This window comes from Nocardioides daeguensis (assembly GCF_019192965.1).
Taxonomy (GTDB): domain Bacteria; phylum Actinomycetota; class Actinomycetes; order Propionibacteriales; family Nocardioidaceae; genus Nocardioides; species Nocardioides daeguensis.
In genome coordinates, this window is record NZ_JAHTKU010000002.1 from 1 (window position 1) to 18,177 (window position 18,177).

The window sequence follows — 18,177 nt, forward strand, 5'->3', positions numbered from 1 at the left end:
GCGGGGGGGCGGGCGCGGGCGGCCCCCGCCCCCGGGGCGCCCCGCGGGGCGCCCCCCCCCGGTCCGGTCGAGCTGTCAGGAAGGTCGAGCCAGGCGGCTCAGGCCTCTTCCTCGCCAAGGATGGAGCGCAGCCGCTTGGGGGCCGGGGTCTCCTCGACGGGCGCCAAGGTGTCGCCCGGTGCCTGCAGCGACTCGAGCTGCTGGGTGAAGTAGCTCTTGAGACGCGAGCGGTACTCACGCTCGAACGAGCGCAGCGTCTCGACCTCGGCGGAGAGCTTGTCGCGCTCCTTCTCGAGGTCGCCGAAGAGCTGGGTACGACGCTCGGCGGTCTCGGCGTCGAGCATCTCGGCACGGGTCCGGGCGTCGGACTCGAGGCGGTCGGCCTTGATCTTGGCCTCGGAGGCGAGGCGGTCGGACTTGGTCCGGGCCTCGCCGACGATCTTGTCGGCCTCGTTCTTGGCGTCCTCGACGAGCTCGTCGGCGTTGCGCGTGGCGATCTCGAGGAGACGCGCCGCGGCGTTGGACGCCTCGGGGACGGTCTCGACCCGGATGGTCTCGACGCCGCCGGTGGCAGCGGGCGCCGGGACGGGGGCCGCCACGACGGGCTCGACGGGGGCAGGAGCCGCGACCGGAGCCGGGGGCTCGGGCAGGATCTCGGGCACCGGCGCCAGCTGGGTCGGAGCGTCGAACGTCGCCGACGACGAGCCGGCCTGCGCAGCCGCGAGCTTGGCGCGGAGGTCGTCGTTCTCCTGGGTCAGCCGAGCGAGCTCAGCCTCGACCTCGTCCAAGAACTGGTCGACCTCGCCCATGTCGTAGCCCTCGCGCAGCCGAACCGGCGTAAAGCGCTTGTTGCTCACGTCCTCAGGCGTCAGGGGCATGACCTCACCTATCTAACGAAGAATCTCGACGGTATGTCTTCACGAACCATAGCGCCTGCACGGGCGAAGGCGGCATCCGCGGCCCGTGCGTGACTCGGTCCCGCGCCAGCGTCCGGATGATCACTGGCGTCACAGCAGTATCACAGGAGCAGGTTGCGGCGGTTCACCTCGAGCAGGACGTAGGCAAGGATCATCACGAGGATGAAGCTGAGATCCAGGGCGAAGTTGCCGATCCGGATCGGCTTGATCACCCGCCGCAGCCCGTTGAGGGGCGGGTCGGTGACGGTGTAGGCCAGCTCGAGGAAGACCAGCACCGGTCCGCGCGGCTCCCAGGCACGCGCGAACACCTGCACCCAGTCGGTGATGAAGCGCACCCAGAGGAAGCCGATGAAGGCGAACAGCACGCCCTCGATGATCCAGCCGACGATCGTCACGACGTCAACCTATCGCCCGCCCACCAGCGCAGCGCCCGCGCCCGCCCACCACCGCAGCCCACCACCGCAGCCCACCACCGCCAACACCGTCGGCCAGCGCGAAACGCTGCGGGCCGGAGCCGTCGGAGCGAGGAGCGAGCGACCGGAGGTGGAGGGAGGCCTCTTTCCTCGAGCCGACCGTCTTGCCGCCACGCGAAGGCAACCACCCACCGACTCGACTGCGCGCGCGGCAGCGTGTCAAGCGAAGCGCCGACACGCTCGCGCCCGTCACCACGGCCGCCGGTCGTCGCGGGAAGACCGGCCGACGGAGCGTAGAGAGCGACGAAGGAGCGACCGGAGCGACCGAGGACGGCCTTTCCGCGAGCCGACCGTCTTGCCGCCACGCGAAGGCAACCACCCACCGACTCGACTGCGCGCGCGGCAGCGTGTCAAGCGAAGCGCAGACACGCTCGCGCCCGCCACCACGGCCGTCGGTCGTCGCAGGAAGACCGGCCGACGGAGCGTAGAGAGCGACGAAGGAGCGACCGGAGCGACCGAGGACGGTCTTTCCGCGAGCCGACCGTCTTGCCGCCACGCGAAGGCAACCACCCACCGACTCGACTGCGCGCGCGGCAGCGTGTCAAGCGAAGCGCCGACACGCTCGCGCCATCCGGCTCAGCTCTGGTTGAAGAAGCCGTCGGCCGCGATGGCCTGCTTGTCCTCGGCCGCGACGGTCACGTTCGCCGGGGACAGCAGGAAGACCTTGTTGGTGACCCGCTCGATGCTGCCACGGGTCGCGAAGATCAGGCCGGCAGCGAAGTCGACCAGGCGCTTGGCGTCGGCGTCGTCCATCTCGGTGAGGTTCATGATCACCGGGATGCCCTCGCGGTACTCCTCGCCGATCGAGCGCGCCTCGTTGTACGTCGTGGGGTGGATGGTCGTGATCCGGGACAGCTCCGCCACGACCGGCTGCGCCGCGACCGCGACGGGACGGCGACGCTCCTCGAGGTCGGCGACACTGCCCGAGACGTTGCCCGACGGTACGGCGCGGACGGCGCGCTCCTGCCGGGACTCCCGCGTCTCACGCGGGCGGGCCGGCTCGGTCACCTCGTCGTCGTACTCGTCATAGCCGGTGTCCTCCAGCAGGCCGAGGTACTCACCGATCCTGCGCATCGCACCGCTCATGACTGTTGCCTCCGTGATCCGCGTCCCCGGGTACCGGGAACGTCTGGTGGTGTTGTGGACATTACTGGACTCCCACCCTCGAACCGAGGACCGCGGAGCCTATGCGTACGTGTGTCGCGCCGACGGTGATCGCCGCCTCCAGGTCACCGCTCATCCCGGCCGAGAGCAGGGTCGCGTCGGGGTGGCGGGCGAGGAAGTCGGCACGGATCCCGGCCAGCCGGGCGAAGGCCAGGGCGGGGTCGTCGCCGAGCGGCGCGACGACCATCAGGCCCCGCAGCCGAAGCTCCGGGGTGCGGGCGACCTCGTCTGCCAGGGCGGCCAGGGTGGCCGGGTCGGCGCCGGAGCGCTGGTCGCGCCCGGGCGGGTCGAGGCTGACCTGGAGCAGGACGTCGACGACCCGGCCGGCGTCGGCGGCACCGCGGGCGAGCCGCGGCACGAGGGCCGGGCGGTCGACGGACTCGACGACGTCGGCGTACCGGGCGACGGCGGCGGCCTTGTTGGACTGCAGACCGCCGATGAAGTGCCAGCGCAGGTCGAGGTCGGCGCACTCGGCGGCCTTGGCCTCCGCCTCCTGGTGGCGGTTCTCCCCCACGTCGGTGACGCCGAGCCCGGCCAGCAGGCGAACGTCGGAGGCCGGGAAGTACTTGGTGACCACGACCAGGGAGACGTCGTCGGCGGCGCGGCCGGCGTCGGCGGCGGCGCGCGCGATCCGGTCGTGGACGGCCCTCAGGTTGGTGCGCAGCTCGTCGAGGCGGGTCATCGCAGCCACACCAACCCGGCGAAGCGTCCGGCGGCCGCGCCGTCGCGTCGGTAGGAGTGGAAGGAGGCGTCCTCGCGCGTGCAGCCGGGGACGACGCTCGCCGGGACGCCCGCGGCGGCGAGCTGAGCGGCGACGCCGGCGCCCAGGTCGAGCGCGGGCGTGCCCCAGCTCGTCTCGGCGTACGTCGCGGGGACGGTGGCCGCCACCTCGTCGCGCAAGTCGGCGGGCACCTCGTAGCACCGGCCGCAGACGTGGGGACCGATCCAGGCACGGATGTCGCGGGCACCGAGCTCACGCATCCGCTCGACGGTCCGGGTGACGACGTCGAGCTGGACTCCGCGTCGGCCCGCGTGGGCGGCACCGACGACGCCGACGACCGGGTCGCCGAGCACGACGGGGACGCAGTCGGCGACGCGGACCATCAGCCCGAGCCCGCGGCGTGCGGTGACCTGGCCGTCGGCGGTCGGGGCGGGGCCGTCCGCAGCGTCGACGACGACCACGACGTCGCCGTGGACCTGGTGCAGCCGCGCGAACGGGACGCCGGCCTCCTCCTGCAACGCGGCGAGCGCGCCGTCGATCCCGCCGGTGCCGTCGGTGCCGTCGGTCTCACCGAGGTCGAGCGAGGCGTCGGTGAACGCGACCTCGACCCGGCCCGCGTCAGCGGGGGCCGGGTCGAGGTCGATGGACTCACGAAAGGCGAACACGGCTCACTTCAAGAAGTCGGGCACGTCCAGGTCGTCGCCGTCGTCGAACTGCATCGGCGCCGGCGTGGTGCGGGCACCGACCGGCTGCGGCTCGGCGGGCGTCGCGGGAGCGGCGGCCTCACGGGTCGGTGCGGACTGGGCGGACTGGGCGGGCTGGGCCTGCTGGGCGGGGGCCGCGCGCGTGGGGGCCGGCGTGGCCGGCGCCTGCTGGGCCGGGCGGCGTACGGCGGACTCGTCGCGACGCTTCGGCAGGCCACCGTCGAAGCCGGCGGCGATGACGGTCACCCGGACCTCGTCGCCGAGGGCGTCGTCGATGATCGTGCCGAAGATGATGTTGGCGTCGGCGTGCACCGCGTCGGCGACCATCGCGGCGGCCTCGTTGATCTCGAAGATGCCGAGGTCGGAGCCACCGGCGATGGAGAGCAGGACGCCGTGGGCGCCGTCGATCGAGGCCTCGAGCAGCGGGCTGCTGATCGCCATCTCGGCCGCGGCCAGCGCCCGGTCCTCGCCGCGGGCCGAGCCGATGCCCATGAGGGCGGAGCCGGCGTTGCTCATGACCGCCTTGACGTCGGCGAAGTCGACGTTGATCAGGCCCGGCGTCGTGATCAGGTCGGTGATGCCGGAGACGCCCTGCAGCAGCACCTGGTCGGCCTGCTTGAACGCGTCGAGCATCGACACGTTGCGGTCGGAAATCTGCAGCAGCCGGTCGTTCGGGATCACGATGAGGGTGTCGACCTCCTCGCGGAGACGCTCGATGCCCTCGTCGGCGGACTTCTTGCGGCGGGCGCCCTCGAAGGTGAACGGACGGGTCACCACACCGATGGTCAGCGCGCCGAGCGAGCGGGCGATCCGGGCCACGACCGGCGCACCGCCGGTGCCGGTGCCGCCGCCCTCGCCCGCGGTCACGAAGACCATGTCGGCACCCTTGAGCACCTCCTCGATCTCCTCCGCGTGGTCCTCGGCGGCCTTGCCGCCCACGTCGGGGTTGGCGCCCGCGCCGAGACCGCGGGTCAGCTCGCGTCCGATGTCGAGCTTCACGTCGGCGTCGCTCATCAGCAGCGCCTGTGCGTCGGTGTTGATCGCGATGAACTCGACGCCCTTGAGGCCGACGTCGATCATCCGGTTGACGGCGTTGACGCCGCCGCCTCCGATGCCGACGACCTTGATGATGGCCAGATAGTTCTGTGCTGCTGCCACGGTGGCTCCACCTCTCCGGTGTTGCGATGAGTTCGTATGTGTCCGTTCACCGACGTCGGCGGCCGGACCGCTTCCCCGTGGCCAGCCGGCGTGTCGCCACAACCCTTACCCTCAACCTGAGGGTTATAGTTATGTCAACCTCGTCGTGGTCACGACCCTAGGGACGGTCCGGCGCACCAGCGCGCCGACACGCCGCACCGGTCCCGGAAAGTCCACCGCCGAGCGCGCCTCGCGCCGGCCCGCCCCCGAATGTCGGGACACCCGACTAGCCTGCGACGTGGAGGTGGGAGCGTGAGCGAAGCAACAGACACGGCGCGGCACTCGTCGCTCGCGGCGCGCGTCGTCGCACTGGTGGCCTACGTCGGCGCCCTGGCCGCGTACGTCGCCGTGGTCGGGCTGCCGAAGCAGTCGTGGGTCGCGATCCTGTGGCTGTGGCTGCTCACCATCGCCTGGGACGTGCGCAAGCCGGTTCGCGAGCACCGCGCCTTCCTCAGGGACTGGGCGCCCGCTGTCGCGCTGCTCCTGGTCTACCTCTACAGCCGGGGGATCTCCGACGACCTGGGGCTCGGCTCGGTGCACGTGACCGCACCGATCGAGGCCGACCGCTGGCTCTTCGGCGGCACCCTGCCGACCGAGTGGCTGCAGGCGCACCTGTGCGGGGACCCGTGCCTGCGCGCCTCCGCGCCCGCCTGGTACGACGTGGTGCTCACGACCGTCTACTACTCGCACTTCTTCGTGGCGCTCACGATCGCCACGGTCCTGTGGATGCGCGACCGGCCGGAGTGGGTGCGCTACATGCGGCGCTACCTGTCGCTGAGCTTCCTCGCCCTGGCCATCTACATCGCCTACCCGATGGCGCCGCCGTGGATGGCCTCGCGCGACGGCTACCTCACCGACGACATCTCGCGGATCACCGGACGCGGCTGGTGGGACCTCGGCCACAGCGGCAGCAGCGGCGGCGGAGGCACCCACCAGAGCATCTCGGCGGTGGGCAACCAGGTCGCCGCGATGCCGTCCCTGCACGCCGGCATCGCGATCCTGGTCGCCGCCTGGGCGATCCCGAGGCTGCCGGTGCGGTGGCGCTGGCCGATGGCGCTGTACCCGGTCGCGATGTCGTTCATGCTCGTCTACTACGCCGAGCACTACGTCGTCGACGTGATCGCCGGCGGTCTGTGCGTCGCCGTCGTCCTGGTCGGCTGGTCCCTGGCCGAGCGCCGGCGGCGGCCGGCACCACCGCAGACGCCTCAGCGGGTGGTCGGGGCCCCGGGGACCGAGACGTCGTAGACCTGGGCCTCGCGGTTCAGCAGCTCGAGCAGCACGGCAGCCTTGTCGTCGGCCTGCTCCGCGCTCCCCCAGCGCACCAGCCGGCCGTCGCGCAGGTGGAGGTCGATCTCGTCGACGGTGCGGACCTCGACGAAGTCGACGAGCTCGGCGACGGCGGAGTCGAGGGCGACCACGACGGCGGCACCCTCGGCGAGAGCGTCGCTGTCGGCACCCGCACCGACCTTGACCCGCGGCAGCCCGGCGGGAGCCTTGGCGAGCCGGCCGAAGGCGACGCCGGACGCGTCGAGGTTGGTGAGCCGGTCCCCGCGGTCGAGGACCGCGACCGGAGTGCGCTCGACGATCTCGATGCGTACGTCGTGGGGCCAGGTCCGGGAGACGTCGACCGTCTTGACCGTTGCGAGGGACTTGAGGCGGACCTCGATGGCGTGCAGGTCGACGGTCGCGAGCGGCCCCCCGAGGGGGACGTCGGCGGTCGTGAGCACCTGCTTCTCGGACAGCTGGGCGTTGCCGACCACCTGGACGGCGTCGGCGCGCAGCCAGGCGGAGAAGTAGAGCGCGTAGACGCCGAAGCCCACCGCGGCGACGAGCAGCACCGCGGCCAGGACGTAGCGCCAGGTCAGCCACCGGCGGGCGCGCTGGCGTCGGGCGAAGGCGCGACGCGTCCGGTCCTGCGGGCTGCGCGCGCCCGCCCCGCGGCCGCTACCCCTCGCCATCGCCCCGCTCCGCGAGGGCGGCGAGCACCTGGGGCGCGAGCGCGGTCACGTCGCCCGCCCCGAGGGTGAGGACGAGGTCGCCGGGCCGGGCCAGCTCCACCAGTGCGGGTACGACGCCCGCCCGGTCGGGCACGAACCGCACCCGGTCGCCGGGAAGCGGCACTGCCTCGGCCACCCGCGCGCCGGTCACGTCGGGGTCGGGGTCCTCCCGGGCGACGTACACGTCCATCACGACGACGTCGTCGGCGGCCCCGAGCTCGCGGCCCATCTCCTCGCCGAAGATCCGGGTGCGGGAGACGAGGTGCGGCTGGAAGCACACGACGAGCCGCCCGTCCGGCCCCACCAACGAGCGGGCGGCCTCGAGGTCGCCGCGGATCTCGCTGGGGTGATGGGCGTAGGAGTCGTAGACGCGCACGCCGGCGGCCTCGCCGACGAGCTCCATGCGGCGCTTGGCGCCCTGGTGCTGCGCGAGGCCGCGGACCAGCGCGGCCGGGTCGAGGCCGAGCTCGAGGCCGGCGGCCAGGGCGAGCAGGGCGTCCTGGGCGTAGTGGCGACCGGGCACGGCGAGCTCGACGGTGCCGAGGTCGGTGCCGTCGCTCGACACCCGGAAGCGGGTGCGACCTGCCTCGATCACGAGGTCATGGCCGCGCAGCCGGGCATCGTCGGAGAAGCCGACGGTGCGGGTGGCGAGATCGGCCCGATCGGCGAGGGTCACCCCTGCCCGGCGCGCGAACTCGGCGAAGGCGGCCTCGTAGGCCTGCTCGGTGCCCCAGTGGTCGAGGTGGTCGGCGTCGACGTTGGTGATCACGCCGATCCGCGGGGTGTAGACGAGGAAGGCGCCGTCGGACTCGTCGGCCTCGACGACCGCGACCGGGCTGGTGCCGAGGCGGGCGTTGGTGCCGAGCGCCTCGACCTCCGCGCCGATGGCGAAGGTGAGGTCGACGCCGGCCGCGCGCAGCGCCATCACCGTCATCGCCGTGGTCGTGGTCTTGCCGTGGGTGCCCGCGATGGCGACGACGTCCTTGTCGAGCAGCACCGACTGCAGGCCGGCCGAGCGCGGCCACAGCCGCAGGCCGCGCTCGAGCGCGGCGACGACCTCGGGGTTGTCCTCGCGGACGGCGGTGGTGGCCACGACGGTGTCGACGCCGTCGAGGTGGGCGGCGTCGTGGCCGACGTGGACGGTGATGCCCTCGGCTCGCAGCGCCGAGACGACCGCCGAGTCACTGGCGTCGCTGCCGCTGACCGCCACGCCCGCCTGGTGCATCAGCCGGGCGATGCCGGACAGACCGGCACCACCGATGCCGATGAAGTGGACGCGACCGAGCCGGTCGGCGGGCAGGATCTCGTCGGGGACGGGGATCTTCACCTGGCGGCTCCGGCCACGTCGCGAATGATCCGCGCCAACCGGTCGTCGGCGTCGCGCGGGACCAGGCCCGAGGCCGCTGCACCCATCCGGGCCAGCCGCTCCGGGTCGGTGGCCAGCGCGGGCACCGTGTCGGCGACGTAGTCGGCGGTGAAGGAGGCGTCCTCCACCAGCAGCGCTCCCCCGGCGTCAACGACCGGCCGTGCGTTGAGCGCCTGCTCGCCGTTGCCGATCGGCAGCGGTACGAAGATCGCCGGGACGCCGGTGGCCGCGGCCTCGACGACGCTGGACGCGCCCGAGCGGCAGACCATCACGTCGGCGGCCGCGAGCGCCAGGTCCATCCGCTCGACGAACGGCACGACGACGTACGGGACGCCGGTCGGGACCGGATCGCTCCAGCTCGGGTCGCTCGCGCCGTTGGGGCCGATCACGTGGAGCACCTGGACCCCGGCCGCGCCGAGCGCTGCCGCGGCGCCGCTGACCGCCTGGTTGAGGCGGCGCGCGCCCTGGGAGCCGCCCGTGACGACGAGGGTCGGCAGTGCCGGGTCGAGCCCGAAGAACGCACGGGCCTCGGCCCGCAGGGCGGGCCGGTCGAGGGTGGAGATCATCCGGCGGATCGGGAGGCCGACGTACTCCGCGTGGCGCAGCGGCGTGTCCGGGAAGCTGACCGCGACCCGGTCGGCGATCCGCGCACCCACCTTGTTGGCGATGCCGGGCAGGGCGTTCTGCTCGTGCACCACGAGCGGCAGCCGGCGGCGGCGCGCCGCGATGTAGGCCGGCATCGAGACGTAGCCGCCGTAGCCGACGATCACGTCGGGGCGGACCTCGTCGACCACCTCGAGCGCGGCCTTGACTGCGGCCCGCAGCCGGTTCGGGACCAGAGCGAGGTCCTTGCCGGGCTTGCGAGGCAGCGGGACGGGCGGCACCAGCCGCAGCGGGTACCCGGCCGCGGGCACGACCTTGTTCTCCAGGCCGCGCGGTGTGCCGAGGCAGGTGATCTCGGCGTCCGGGTCGAGACGGCGCAGGGCGTCCGCGGTCGCGAGCAACGGCGAGGTGTGCCCCGCCGTCCCCCCGCCGGCCAGAAGAATCCTCACGCGGCTGAACCTATCGCGCGCCGGGTCAGGCGCTCAGACCGGCCGAACGCGCCCGGCGCCGCTGGGCGAGCGCCCGGGCGGCGGCAGGCTCGCGCCGGGCGAAGCCGATGACCAGGCCGAGCGCGCTCAGCGTCGGCAGCAGGCTCGAGCCGCCGTACGACACGAGGGGAAGCGGGATGCCGATGACGGGGAGCAGGGCCAGCACCATGCCGACGTTGATGATCATCTGACCCAGCAGCCAGACCACGATGCCGAAGGTGCAGTAGCGCACGAACGGCTGCTTGGTCTCGCGGGCGACCCGCACGCCGGCGTAGGCGAGGACGAGGAACAGTCCGATCACCAGCAGGGTGCCGACCAGGCCGAGCTCCTCGCCGAGCACGGCGAAGATGAAGTCGGTGTGGGCCTCGGGCAGCTGGCCCCACTTCTGCTGGCTGGCGCCGATCCCCTCACCGAGGACGCCGCCGCTGGCCATGGCGTACAGGCCGTGGGCCGGCTGCCAGCCGGTGCCGTGGTAGTCCTTGAACGGGTCGGCGAAGTTGGCGATGCGCGCCAGGCGGGTGGGCGAGGTCGCGGCCAGGCCGAGCGCAGCGACGGTGACCACGGCGAACACCATCCCGAACAGGCGGCCCGGGGCGCCGACGACCCACAGCATCGCGACCAGCAGGGCGAAGAAGACGAGCGCCGTGCCGAGGTCCCTGCCGAGGACGACGAGCCCGGTCGCCAGCACCATGCCGGGCACCACGGGCACCAGCATCTGGTGGAGGTTGCCGAGGCGGCGCTCCTTGTTGGCGTAGATGTTGCTCGCCCAGATGATCAACGAGAGCTTGGCGATCTCGGACGGCTGGATCTGGACCGGGCCGAGCACCAGCCAGTTCGTGTTGCCGCCGACCTCCTTGCCCGCGAACGCGGTGACCAGGAGCAGGGTGAGGGACACACCGAAGGCCGGGTAGGACAGTCTGCGGACCCAGCGCTCGGAGACGCGCGAGGCGATGAACGCGCACGGGACGCCGATCAGCACCCACATCATCTGGCGGCGCACGATCGTGTAGGAGTCGCCGGTCTCGCGGTAGGCGCGCACGCTCGAGGCGCTGAGCACCATGATCAGGCCGATCACCAGCAACAGCGCGGTGGCGCCGAGGAGCAGGTAGTAGGTCGTCAGCGGGCGCTCGAGCGCGTCCTTGAGGGCGCTGAGCCAGCCCGGTCGCCGGGTCCGGGCACGGAGGATGCCGAAGCGGATGCGCTCGGGCTGGGTCATGGGAGAGTGGGCGGTGGTGATGTCGCTCCCCCTTGCTCCTGCTGTGCTGCTGGTCAGCCCCTGACGTGGTCCTGCACGGCCGCGGCGAAGGCGTCGCCCCGCGCGGCGTAGTCGGTGAACTGGTCCATCGAGGCACATCCCGGCGCCAGCAGCACGGTGTCGCCCGGTTGGGCGGCCTCGGCTGCCGCGGCGACGACGCGCCTCATCAGGTCGAGCTCTCCGACGGCTCCAGTCTCAGGGGTGTCCACCTCGATCACCGGCACATCGGGTGCGTGTCGCGAAAGCGCGTCGGCGATCACCTGCCGGTCACGGCCGATGAGCACGGCGGCGCGCAGCCGCCCGCCGACCGAGCGGACCAGGTCGTCGAAGGCGGCGCCCTTCGCGAGACCCCCGGCGACCCACACGACCGGCTCGAACGCGACCAGTGAGGAGGCCGCGGCGTGCGGGTTGGTGGCCTTGGAGTCGTCGACCCAGGTGAGACCGTCGTGCTCGGCCACCACGGCGATCCGGTGCCCGTCGGGACGGAAGGCCCGCAGCCCGTCGCGTACGGCGGACCGGCTGATGCCGTGGGCCCGCGCGAGGGCTGCGGCGGCGAGGGCGTTGGCCACGAAGTGCGGGGCCCTCGAGGCGAGGTCGTCGAGGGTGCACAGCTCGGCGGCGCTGGTGGCGCGCTCCTCGATGAAGGCCCGGTCGACGAGGATGTCCTCGACCACGCCGAGCATCCCGGCCGCCGGGGTGCCGAGGGTGAACCCGATGGCCCGTGCGCCCTCCATCACGTCGGCGTCGCGGACCAGCTCCTCGGTGGCGGGGTCGGCGACGTTGTAGACGCAGGCGCGCTGGACGTTCTCGTAGATCCGGCCCTTGTCGCGGGCGTAGTCGTCCATCCCGGTCGGCCCGGTGTACCAGTCGAGGTGGTCCTCGGCGATGTTGAGCACGACGGCGCTCTCCGCCGACATCGAGGCGGTGTAGTGGAGCTGGAAGCTGGACAGCTCGACCGCGATCACGTCGTACGGCTCGGGGTCCATGACCGCCTCGGTCAACGGCAGGCCGACGTTGCCGGCGGCGACGCTGCGCAGGCCGGCCGCGCGCAGGATGCTGTCGAGCATCTGCACGGTGGTCGTCTTGCCGTTGGTGCCGGTCACGCACAGCCAGGGCGCGGGGTTCTCGGGGTCGCGCAGTCGCCAGGCCAGCTCGACCTCGCCCCAGACGGGGACACCCCGCTCGCGTGCGGCCGTGATGATCGGGGCGTCGGGGCGGAAGCCGGGCGAGACGACGAGGAGGTCGGTCTCGTCGGGCAGCGTCGCGGTCGCGCCCTCGTGGACCTCGATCCGGGCGCCGAGCACCTCGAGCAGCTCGGCGCGCTCGAGGTGCTTCGGGTTCACGGACTCGGCGACGGCGTGCACGGAAGCGCCGAGGTGGAGCAGGTTGTCGACGGCCGCGGCACCGCTGGTGCCGAAGCCGGCGACGACGGCGCGGACGCCCTCCCAGGAGTCGGTGCGGCCGAGGGTGGAGACGTCAGGACGTTCAGGCATCAGCGGGGTGGTTCATAGACGGGAGACCCATTCGGCGTAGAAGATGCCGAGACCGGTGGCGACGAAGAGACCGGTGATGATCCAGAACCGGATCACGACGGTGACCTGCTCCCAGCCGAGCATCTCGAAGTGGTGGTGGATCGGCGCCATCCGGAAGATCCGGCGGCCCTTGGTGAGCTTGAAGAAGCCGACCTGCAGCATGACCGAGACCGTCTCGAGGACGAACAGGCCGCCCAGGACGACGAGCAGCAGCTCGGTGCGGGTGAGGATCGCGAAGCCGGCCAGCGCGCTGCCGAGCGCGAGCGACCCGGTGTCGCCCATGAAGATCTTCGCCGGGGACGCGTTCCACCACAGGAAGCCGAAGCAGGCGCCGGTGATCGCGGCGCCGATGATCGCCAGGTCGAGCGGGTCACGGACGTTGTAGCAGGTGGCGCTCGGGTCCTCCTGGCAGAACTGGTTGTTCTGCCAGATGTTCACCAGCGTGTAGGCGCCGAAGACCATCACCGAGGCTCCGGCGGCGAGGCCGTCGAGCCCGTCGGTGAGGTTGACGGCGTTGCTGAACCCGGCCACGAACAGCCAGATCAGCGCGATGGCGAGGATCGTGGGCAGCACGAACCAGTCGAGCTCGCGCAGGAAGGAGACCTTCTCACTGGCCGGCGTGCGGCCGTGCTCGTCCTCGAGCAGCGGCGAGAGCGCGAGCCAGCCGAAGACGAGTGCGATCACGGTCTGCCCGGCCATCTTGGCCTTGCTGCGCAGGCCGAGGCTGCGCTGCTTGTAGATCTTGATGAAGTCGTCGAGGAACCCGACCAGGCCCATGCCGACGAACAAGAAGAGCAGCAGCATCGCCGAGGCGCTCGGGGTGGTGAGCGTGATCAGCTTGGCGGCGAAGTAGCCGACGACCGCGGCCAGGATGATGACGACGCCGCCCATCGTGGGGGTGCCGCGCTTCGTGTGGTGGCTCGTCGGGCCGTCGTCACGGATCTCCTGGCCGTAGCCGAGCTTCGTGAACGCATTGATCGCAACCCGGGTGCCGAGCAGCGAGATCAGCAGGGCGATGCCTCCGCCGAGCAGGATCGCTCTCACGCCGTCGTCTCCTCCAGGATCGCTGCTGCCACCACTTCCAAGGCGGCGCCGCGCGACGCCTTGACGAGGACGACGTCCTCCGCCCCGGCATTCTGCCGCACCCAGGCCGTCGCTTCCTCCCGCCCCGCCGTGACGATCACCTCACCGGCCCCGGTCCGGGCCCCCTCGGCGATCCCGGAGGCGGCTGGACCGACGACCACGACGATGTCGACGCCGAGCCGGGCGGCGTCGGCGCCGACGGCCCGGTGGCCGGCCTCGTGCTCGTCACCGAGCTCGCGCATCTCCCCCAGCACGGCGATGGTGCGCCGTCGCCGGGTGTCGTCGCCGCGGCCGATCGCGACCAGCGCCTCGAGAGCGGCACGCATCGAGTCCGGGTTGGCGTTGTAGGTGTCGTTGACGACGACCAGGCCGTCGGACCGCTCGCCGATCTCCATCCGCCACCGTGAGGCGGAGCGCGCCTCGCCGAGGGCCCGGGCCACGTCGGCGAGCGGGAACCCGGCAGCCGTGGCCATCGCGGCCGCGGCCACGGCATTGGGCACCTGGTGGAGCCCGGCCTGGAGCAGCTGGACGGCGTGCGCCCCCTCCTGGCCGGTGAGCAGGAAGGCCGGCCGGCCGAGGGCGTCGAGGTGCACGTCGCGCCAGTGCAGGTCGGCGGCGTGGCCGAAGGTGAGCACCCGGGCGCGGGTCCGCACGGCCATGGCGGCCACGAGCGGGTCGTCGGCGTTGAGGACCGCAGTGCCGTCGGCCGGGAGGGCCTCGACCAGCTCGCCCTTGGCGCGCGCGATCTGCTCCTGACCGCCGAACTCGCCGACGTGGGCGGTGCCGACGTTGAGCACGGCCGCTATCGCGGGGGGCGCGATGTCGCACAGGTAGGAGATGTGCCCGATCCCGCGGGCCCCCATCTCGACCACGAGGAAGCGGGTGCCGGGGTCGGCGCGCAGCACCGTGAGCGGGACGCCGAGCTCGTTGTTGTTGTTGGCGGCGGTCGCGACGACGACGTCCTCCCCGGCGAGGGTGCGCAGCACCGCGGCGAGGTAGTCCTTGGTGCCGGTCTTCCCCTGCGAGCCGGTGATCGCCAGCACCGTGGGGTCGAGCCGGTCGAGCACGTGGCGGGCCAGCCGTCCCAGCGCGGCGACCGGGTCGGCGACGACCACGGTCGGCGCGGTGGTCGCACGGCTGCCGAGCACGGCGTGGGCGCCGTCGGCATAGTCGTGGCCGTCGACCCGCTCCCCCACGACCGCGACGAACAGACCGTCGGCGAGCGGGGTTCGGCTGTCGACGTACGCGGGGGCGGAGACGGTGACGTCCGTGCCGTGCAAGGTGCCGCCGACCACCTCGGCGATCACCGAGAGCGGGAGCGGGATCATGCCTCACCTCCGGGGCCGGGCAGTTCGGCGAGCAGCTCGCGGAGCACCGCGCGGTCGTCGAACGGGTGCACGACGCCCCCGATCTCTTGGCCCGACTCGTGGCCCTTGCCGGCGACGAGGACGACGTCGCCGGGACCGGAGCGGCGCAGGGCGGTCGCGATCGCCTCCCGGCGGTCGCCGACCTCGAGGACCTCGGCGGTGCCGGTCCGGGCGCCGGCCAGGACCTCGGCACGGATGGCGGCGGGGTCCTCGGAGCGGGGGTTGTCGTCGGTCACGACGACGAGGTCGGCCAGCTCGGCGGCGATCGCACCCATCACGGGACGCTTGCCGCGGTCGCGGTCACCCCCAGCGCCGATCACGACCACCAGCCTGCCACGGGTGAGCGGGCGCAGGGTCCGCAGCACGGCGTCCACGGCGTCGGGCTTGTGGGCGTAGTCGACGACGACGGTCAGGTCGCGGTCGGTGTCGATCCGCTCGAGCCGCCCGGGTACGCCGCCCGAGCGACCGATCCCGTCGGCGACCCGCTGCGGGTCGAACCCCGCCTCGGCCGCCGCGGCGATGGCGGCGAGGGCGTTGGCGACGTTGAACCCACCCGCCAGCGGGACGGCCGCGGCGACGGTGAGGCCGTCGGGGCCGTGGACGGTGAAGGTCGAGCCGCCGGGACGCTGGTCGACGTCGGCGACCGTCCAGTCGGCGTCACGCCCGACCGCGTAGGTGCGGATCGGGACCGGCGCGTCCGCGGCGAGGCGACGACCGTGCTCGTCGTCGACGCAGACCAGGCCGAGCCGGGCGTGCTCAGGAGTGAACAGCATCGCCTTGGCGGCGAAGTAGTCCTCGACGTCGGCGTGGAAGTCGAGGTGGTCGCGGCCCAGGTTGGTGAAGACGGCGACGTCGAACACGACCCCGTCGACGCGGCCCATCACGAGCGCGTGGCTGGACACCTCCATCGCGCAGGCGGTGACGTCGAGCTCGCCCATCCGGGCGAACAGGCCGTGCAGGTCGGGTGCCTCCGGGGTGGTCAGCGCGGTCTTGACCTCCGCACCGGCGATCCGGGTGCCGACGGTGCCGATCACGGCGCTGCGCACGCCGGCGGCGAGCAGGCCGCCGTCGAGCAGCCGGGTGACGGTGGTCTTGCCCTGGGTGCCGGTGACGCCGATCGTCCGCAGCGCGGCCGCCGGGTGGCCGTAGACGAGTGCGGCGGCCGCACCGAGGACGGCGCGGGGCTCGGCCACCACGAGGGCCGGGAGGCCGGTCGGGGCGGCGAGCCGTGCGCCCTCGGCGTCGGTGAGCAGCGCCACCGCGCCCGAGGCCGCGGCCTGCTCGGCGAAGGCGGCGCCGTGGGCGCGCGCGCCAGGCAGGGCGGCGTACAGGTCGCCGGGAGCGACCCGCCGCGAGTCGAGGGTGAGGCCGGTGACGACGACGTCGCTCGCGACCACAGCGGCACCCACGGCCCGGGCGACCTCGGCCAGCGGTGTGGCCGGGGGGCGCGCGGGGCGCGTGGCGAGGGCTTCGCCGCTCACCACTCGACCGGCGTCCGGTTGGGCTGGGCGCCGGTGGGAGCGACGCCGTAGCGGCGCAGGGCATAGCTCATCAGCTGGGCGAAGGCCGGGCCGGCCACGCTGCCGCCGCCGCTGCCCGCGCGCGGGCGGTGCACCACGACGTAGATCGTGAACCGCGGCGCGTCGGCCGGGGCGAAGCCGGCGAAGGAGACCGTGAGGCTGCCGTCGTAGCGGCCGTCGACCACCCGCTGGGCGGTACCGGTCTTGCCGGCGACGCGGTAGCCGGGGACCGCCGCGCGCGGCGCGACGCCGGCCTCGGGGTCGACCACGCGCTCCATCATCAGCATGGTCTCGTGCGCGGCGTCGGCGCTGATCACACGCCGGCTGGTCGCCACGTCGGTGCCGACCTCGGTGCCGTCGTCGGTGCGGGCCTCGCCCTTGACCAGGCTCGGGGCGACCCGGACGCCGCCGTTGGCGATGGTGTTGACCGCGGCGATCATCTGCACCGCGTTGACCGACAGCGACTGGCCGAACGCGATGCGGTCGCCGACCTGCGAGGTCCAGGCCGCGCCCTGCGGCAGCAGGCCGCGGGTCTCGCCGCCCAGGCCGACGCCGGTGCGGTCGCCGAGTCCGAAGCCGGTCAGGTAGCCGCGCAGCTGGCCCGGTTTGAACTGGTCGGCGGCGAGCACGGTGCCGACGTTCGAGGACTTGGCGAGGATGCCGGCGAGAGTGAGCTTGAGGGTGCCGTGGTCCCAGTAGTCGCCGATCGGCCGGTCCTGTCGGTGCAGCTGTCCCGGGACCTTGAACCGCTGCTCCTTGAACGCCAGGCCGGCGTCGACGAGCGAGCTCACGGTGAGCACCTTCTCGACCGAGCCCGGCTCGTAGACGTCGGTCAGCGCCGAGGACTTGTAGAGCTCCTCGGGGTAGCTGCGCGGGTCGGAGGCGTCGTACGTCGGGTAGTCGGCCAGCGCGAGCAGCTCACCGGTCCTGGTGTCCTGGATCAGCGCCATGCCGGACTCGCCACCGGACTTCTGCACGGTCTGCTGGAGCACGCGCTGGGTGTAGAACTGCAGGTCCCGGTCGATGGTCAGCGTGAGGTTCTTGCCGTCGACCGCAGGCGTGACCGTGTTGTCACCGAGCGGGATCTGGTTGCCGGCGCCGACCTCGTAGCGGGCCTCGCCGTCCTTGCCGGACAGGTAGGTGTTGAACGAGTCCTCGAGCCCCGCGAGGCCGATGGTCGCGGCCTGCTTGCCCTTCTTGCCGTTCTCGCCGAGGAAGCCGATCAGGTTGGCCGCGACCGTGTCGTTGGGGTAGATCCGCAGCGGGTCGCGCTCGGTCTGCAGACCGCTGAACGGGCGCCCCTTGTCGTCCTTGAACTGCTCCTGGATGTCGGCGACGACCTTCTCGGCCTTGCTCGCCGGCACCTGGCGGGCGACGTACTGGAACCGGCCGCCTTCGCCCGTCACCCGCAGCCGGCGCAGGGTCTCGAAGTAGTCGACGCCGAGGCGCTCGGACAGGATCGTCGCCAGCTCGGGGGCCACCTTGGCCGTCACCTTCGGGTCGGCCACGACCATCCGGCCGTCGACGGTCTCGGCCATCGGGTGGCCGTTGCGGTCGAGGATCTCGCCTCGGGTGGCGGGCAACGTCACGTGGACCTGGCCCTCGGCCGCGGCCATCTCGGCGTACGACTGCGGGTCGATGCCCTGCAGCTGGACCAGGCGCGCGGCGAACACCGAGAGCACCATCGCGATGAGCAGGAACCCGACGTGCATCCGGCGGTGCGGCGAACCGCGCAGGACCTCTCCGGTGCGCAGCCGCAGTCGACTGGGAGTGGGACGGCTCACGGATCG

At 72.8% G+C, this 18,177-nt stretch carries 16 protein-coding genes; 1 reads left to right on the forward strand and 15 read right to left on the reverse strand.

The features are described from left to right. Window positions 1-98: 98 nt before the first annotated feature. From KU893_RS01120 to ftsZ, 6 genes are all read right to left on the reverse strand, one after another. Window positions 99-878 (reverse strand): DivIVA domain-containing protein, encoded by a 780-nt coding sequence (locus KU893_RS01120; protein WP_218232476.1) that lies wholly within the window; start codon window positions 876-878, stop codon window positions 99-101. A gap of 140 nt (window positions 879-1,018) precedes the next feature. Then, window positions 1,019-1,312 carry a YggT family protein gene (locus tag KU893_RS01125; protein WP_218232477.1) on the reverse strand — a complete coding sequence of 98 codons (294 nt, stop codon included), beginning with the start codon at window positions 1,310-1,312 and terminating at the stop codon, window positions 1,019-1,021. A gap of 654 nt (window positions 1,313-1,966) precedes the next feature. Next, window positions 1,967-2,476 carry a cell division protein SepF gene (locus KU893_RS01130; RefSeq protein WP_218232478.1) on the reverse strand — a complete coding sequence of 170 codons (510 nt, stop codon included), beginning with the start codon at window positions 2,474-2,476 and terminating at the stop codon, window positions 1,967-1,969. A 61-nt stretch (window positions 2,477-2,537) separates the two neighbouring features. Then, complete coding sequence (locus KU893_RS01135; RefSeq protein ID WP_218232479.1) at window positions 2,538-3,236, reverse strand: YggS family pyridoxal phosphate-dependent enzyme; 699 nt, start codon at window positions 3,234-3,236, stop codon at window positions 2,538-2,540. Then, on the reverse strand, window positions 3,233-3,940 hold the full coding sequence (locus KU893_RS01140) for a purine nucleoside phosphorylase YfiH/LACC1 family protein (protein ID WP_218232480.1): 708 nt from the start codon (window positions 3,938-3,940) through the stop codon (window positions 3,233-3,235). The genes KU893_RS01135 and KU893_RS01140 overlap by 4 nt, the downstream gene beginning before the upstream one ends. Before the next feature lie 3 nt (window positions 3,941-3,943). Beyond that, window positions 3,944-5,137 carry a cell division protein FtsZ gene (gene ftsZ / locus KU893_RS01145; protein ID WP_218232481.1) on the reverse strand — a complete coding sequence of 398 codons (1,194 nt, stop codon included), beginning with the start codon at window positions 5,135-5,137 and terminating at the stop codon, window positions 3,944-3,946. 291 nt (window positions 5,138-5,428) lie between these two features. Between ftsZ and KU893_RS01150 the strand changes: the two genes are divergently transcribed. Beyond that, window positions 5,429-6,421: a phosphatase PAP2 family protein gene (locus tag KU893_RS01150; protein ID WP_218232482.1), complete on the forward strand. Its 993-nt coding sequence runs from the start codon at window positions 5,429-5,431 to the stop codon at window positions 6,419-6,421. Here KU893_RS01150 and KU893_RS01155 read toward each other — a convergent pair. The 9 genes from KU893_RS01155 to KU893_RS01195 are packed head-to-tail and all read right to left on the reverse strand — an operon-like array spanning window position 6,382 to window position 18,171. After that, the gene (locus KU893_RS01155; RefSeq protein WP_218232483.1) at window positions 6,382-7,134 is read right to left on the reverse strand and encodes a cell division protein FtsQ/DivIB; all 753 of its coding nucleotides are present in this window, start codon (window positions 7,132-7,134) and stop codon (window positions 6,382-6,384) included. The two genes, KU893_RS01150 and KU893_RS01155, sit on opposite strands and share 40 nt — an antisense overlap. Next, on the reverse strand, window positions 7,121-8,500 hold the full coding sequence (gene murC / locus KU893_RS01160; protein ID WP_218232484.1) for a UDP-N-acetylmuramate--L-alanine ligase: 1,380 nt from the start codon (window positions 8,498-8,500) through the stop codon (window positions 7,121-7,123). Before murC ends, KU893_RS01155 begins: the two co-directional genes overlap by 14 nt. After that, complete coding sequence (murG, locus tag KU893_RS01165; protein WP_218232485.1) at window positions 8,497-9,591, reverse strand: undecaprenyldiphospho-muramoylpentapeptide beta-N-acetylglucosaminyltransferase; 1,095 nt, start codon at window positions 9,589-9,591, stop codon at window positions 8,497-8,499. The genes murC and murG overlap by 4 nt, the downstream gene beginning before the upstream one ends. A gap of 25 nt (window positions 9,592-9,616) precedes the next feature. Further along, window positions 9,617-10,846, reverse strand: a complete 1,230-nt coding sequence (gene ftsW, locus KU893_RS01170; RefSeq protein WP_218232486.1) for a putative lipid II flippase FtsW — start codon at window positions 10,844-10,846, stop codon at window positions 9,617-9,619. A gap of 53 nt (window positions 10,847-10,899) precedes the next feature. Continuing rightward, window positions 10,900-12,378 (reverse strand): UDP-N-acetylmuramoyl-L-alanine--D-glutamate ligase, encoded by a 1,479-nt coding sequence (murD, locus tag KU893_RS01175; RefSeq protein WP_218232487.1) that lies wholly within the window; start codon window positions 12,376-12,378, stop codon window positions 10,900-10,902. Window positions 12,379-12,390: 12 nt separating this feature from the next. After that, window positions 12,391-13,461 (reverse strand): phospho-N-acetylmuramoyl-pentapeptide-transferase, encoded by a 1,071-nt coding sequence (gene mraY, locus KU893_RS01180; protein ID WP_218232488.1) that lies wholly within the window; start codon window positions 13,459-13,461, stop codon window positions 12,391-12,393. Then, window positions 13,458-14,828, reverse strand: coding sequence for a UDP-N-acetylmuramoyl-tripeptide--D-alanyl-D-alanine ligase (locus KU893_RS01185; protein WP_218232489.1), 1,371 nt, complete (start codon window positions 14,826-14,828; stop codon window positions 13,458-13,460). Before KU893_RS01185 ends, mraY begins: the two co-directional genes overlap by 4 nt. Beyond that, window positions 14,825-16,348, reverse strand: coding sequence for a UDP-N-acetylmuramoyl-L-alanyl-D-glutamate--2,6-diaminopimelate ligase (locus KU893_RS01190; protein WP_257441076.1), 1,524 nt, complete (start codon window positions 16,346-16,348; stop codon window positions 14,825-14,827). The genes KU893_RS01185 and KU893_RS01190 overlap by 4 nt, the downstream gene beginning before the upstream one ends. Continuing rightward, window positions 16,345-18,171: a peptidoglycan D,D-transpeptidase FtsI family protein gene (locus tag KU893_RS01195; protein ID WP_257441074.1), complete on the reverse strand. Its 1,827-nt coding sequence runs from the start codon at window positions 18,169-18,171 to the stop codon at window positions 16,345-16,347. Before KU893_RS01195 ends, KU893_RS01190 begins: the two co-directional genes overlap by 4 nt. Between the last annotated feature and the right edge of the window lie 6 nt (window positions 18,172-18,177).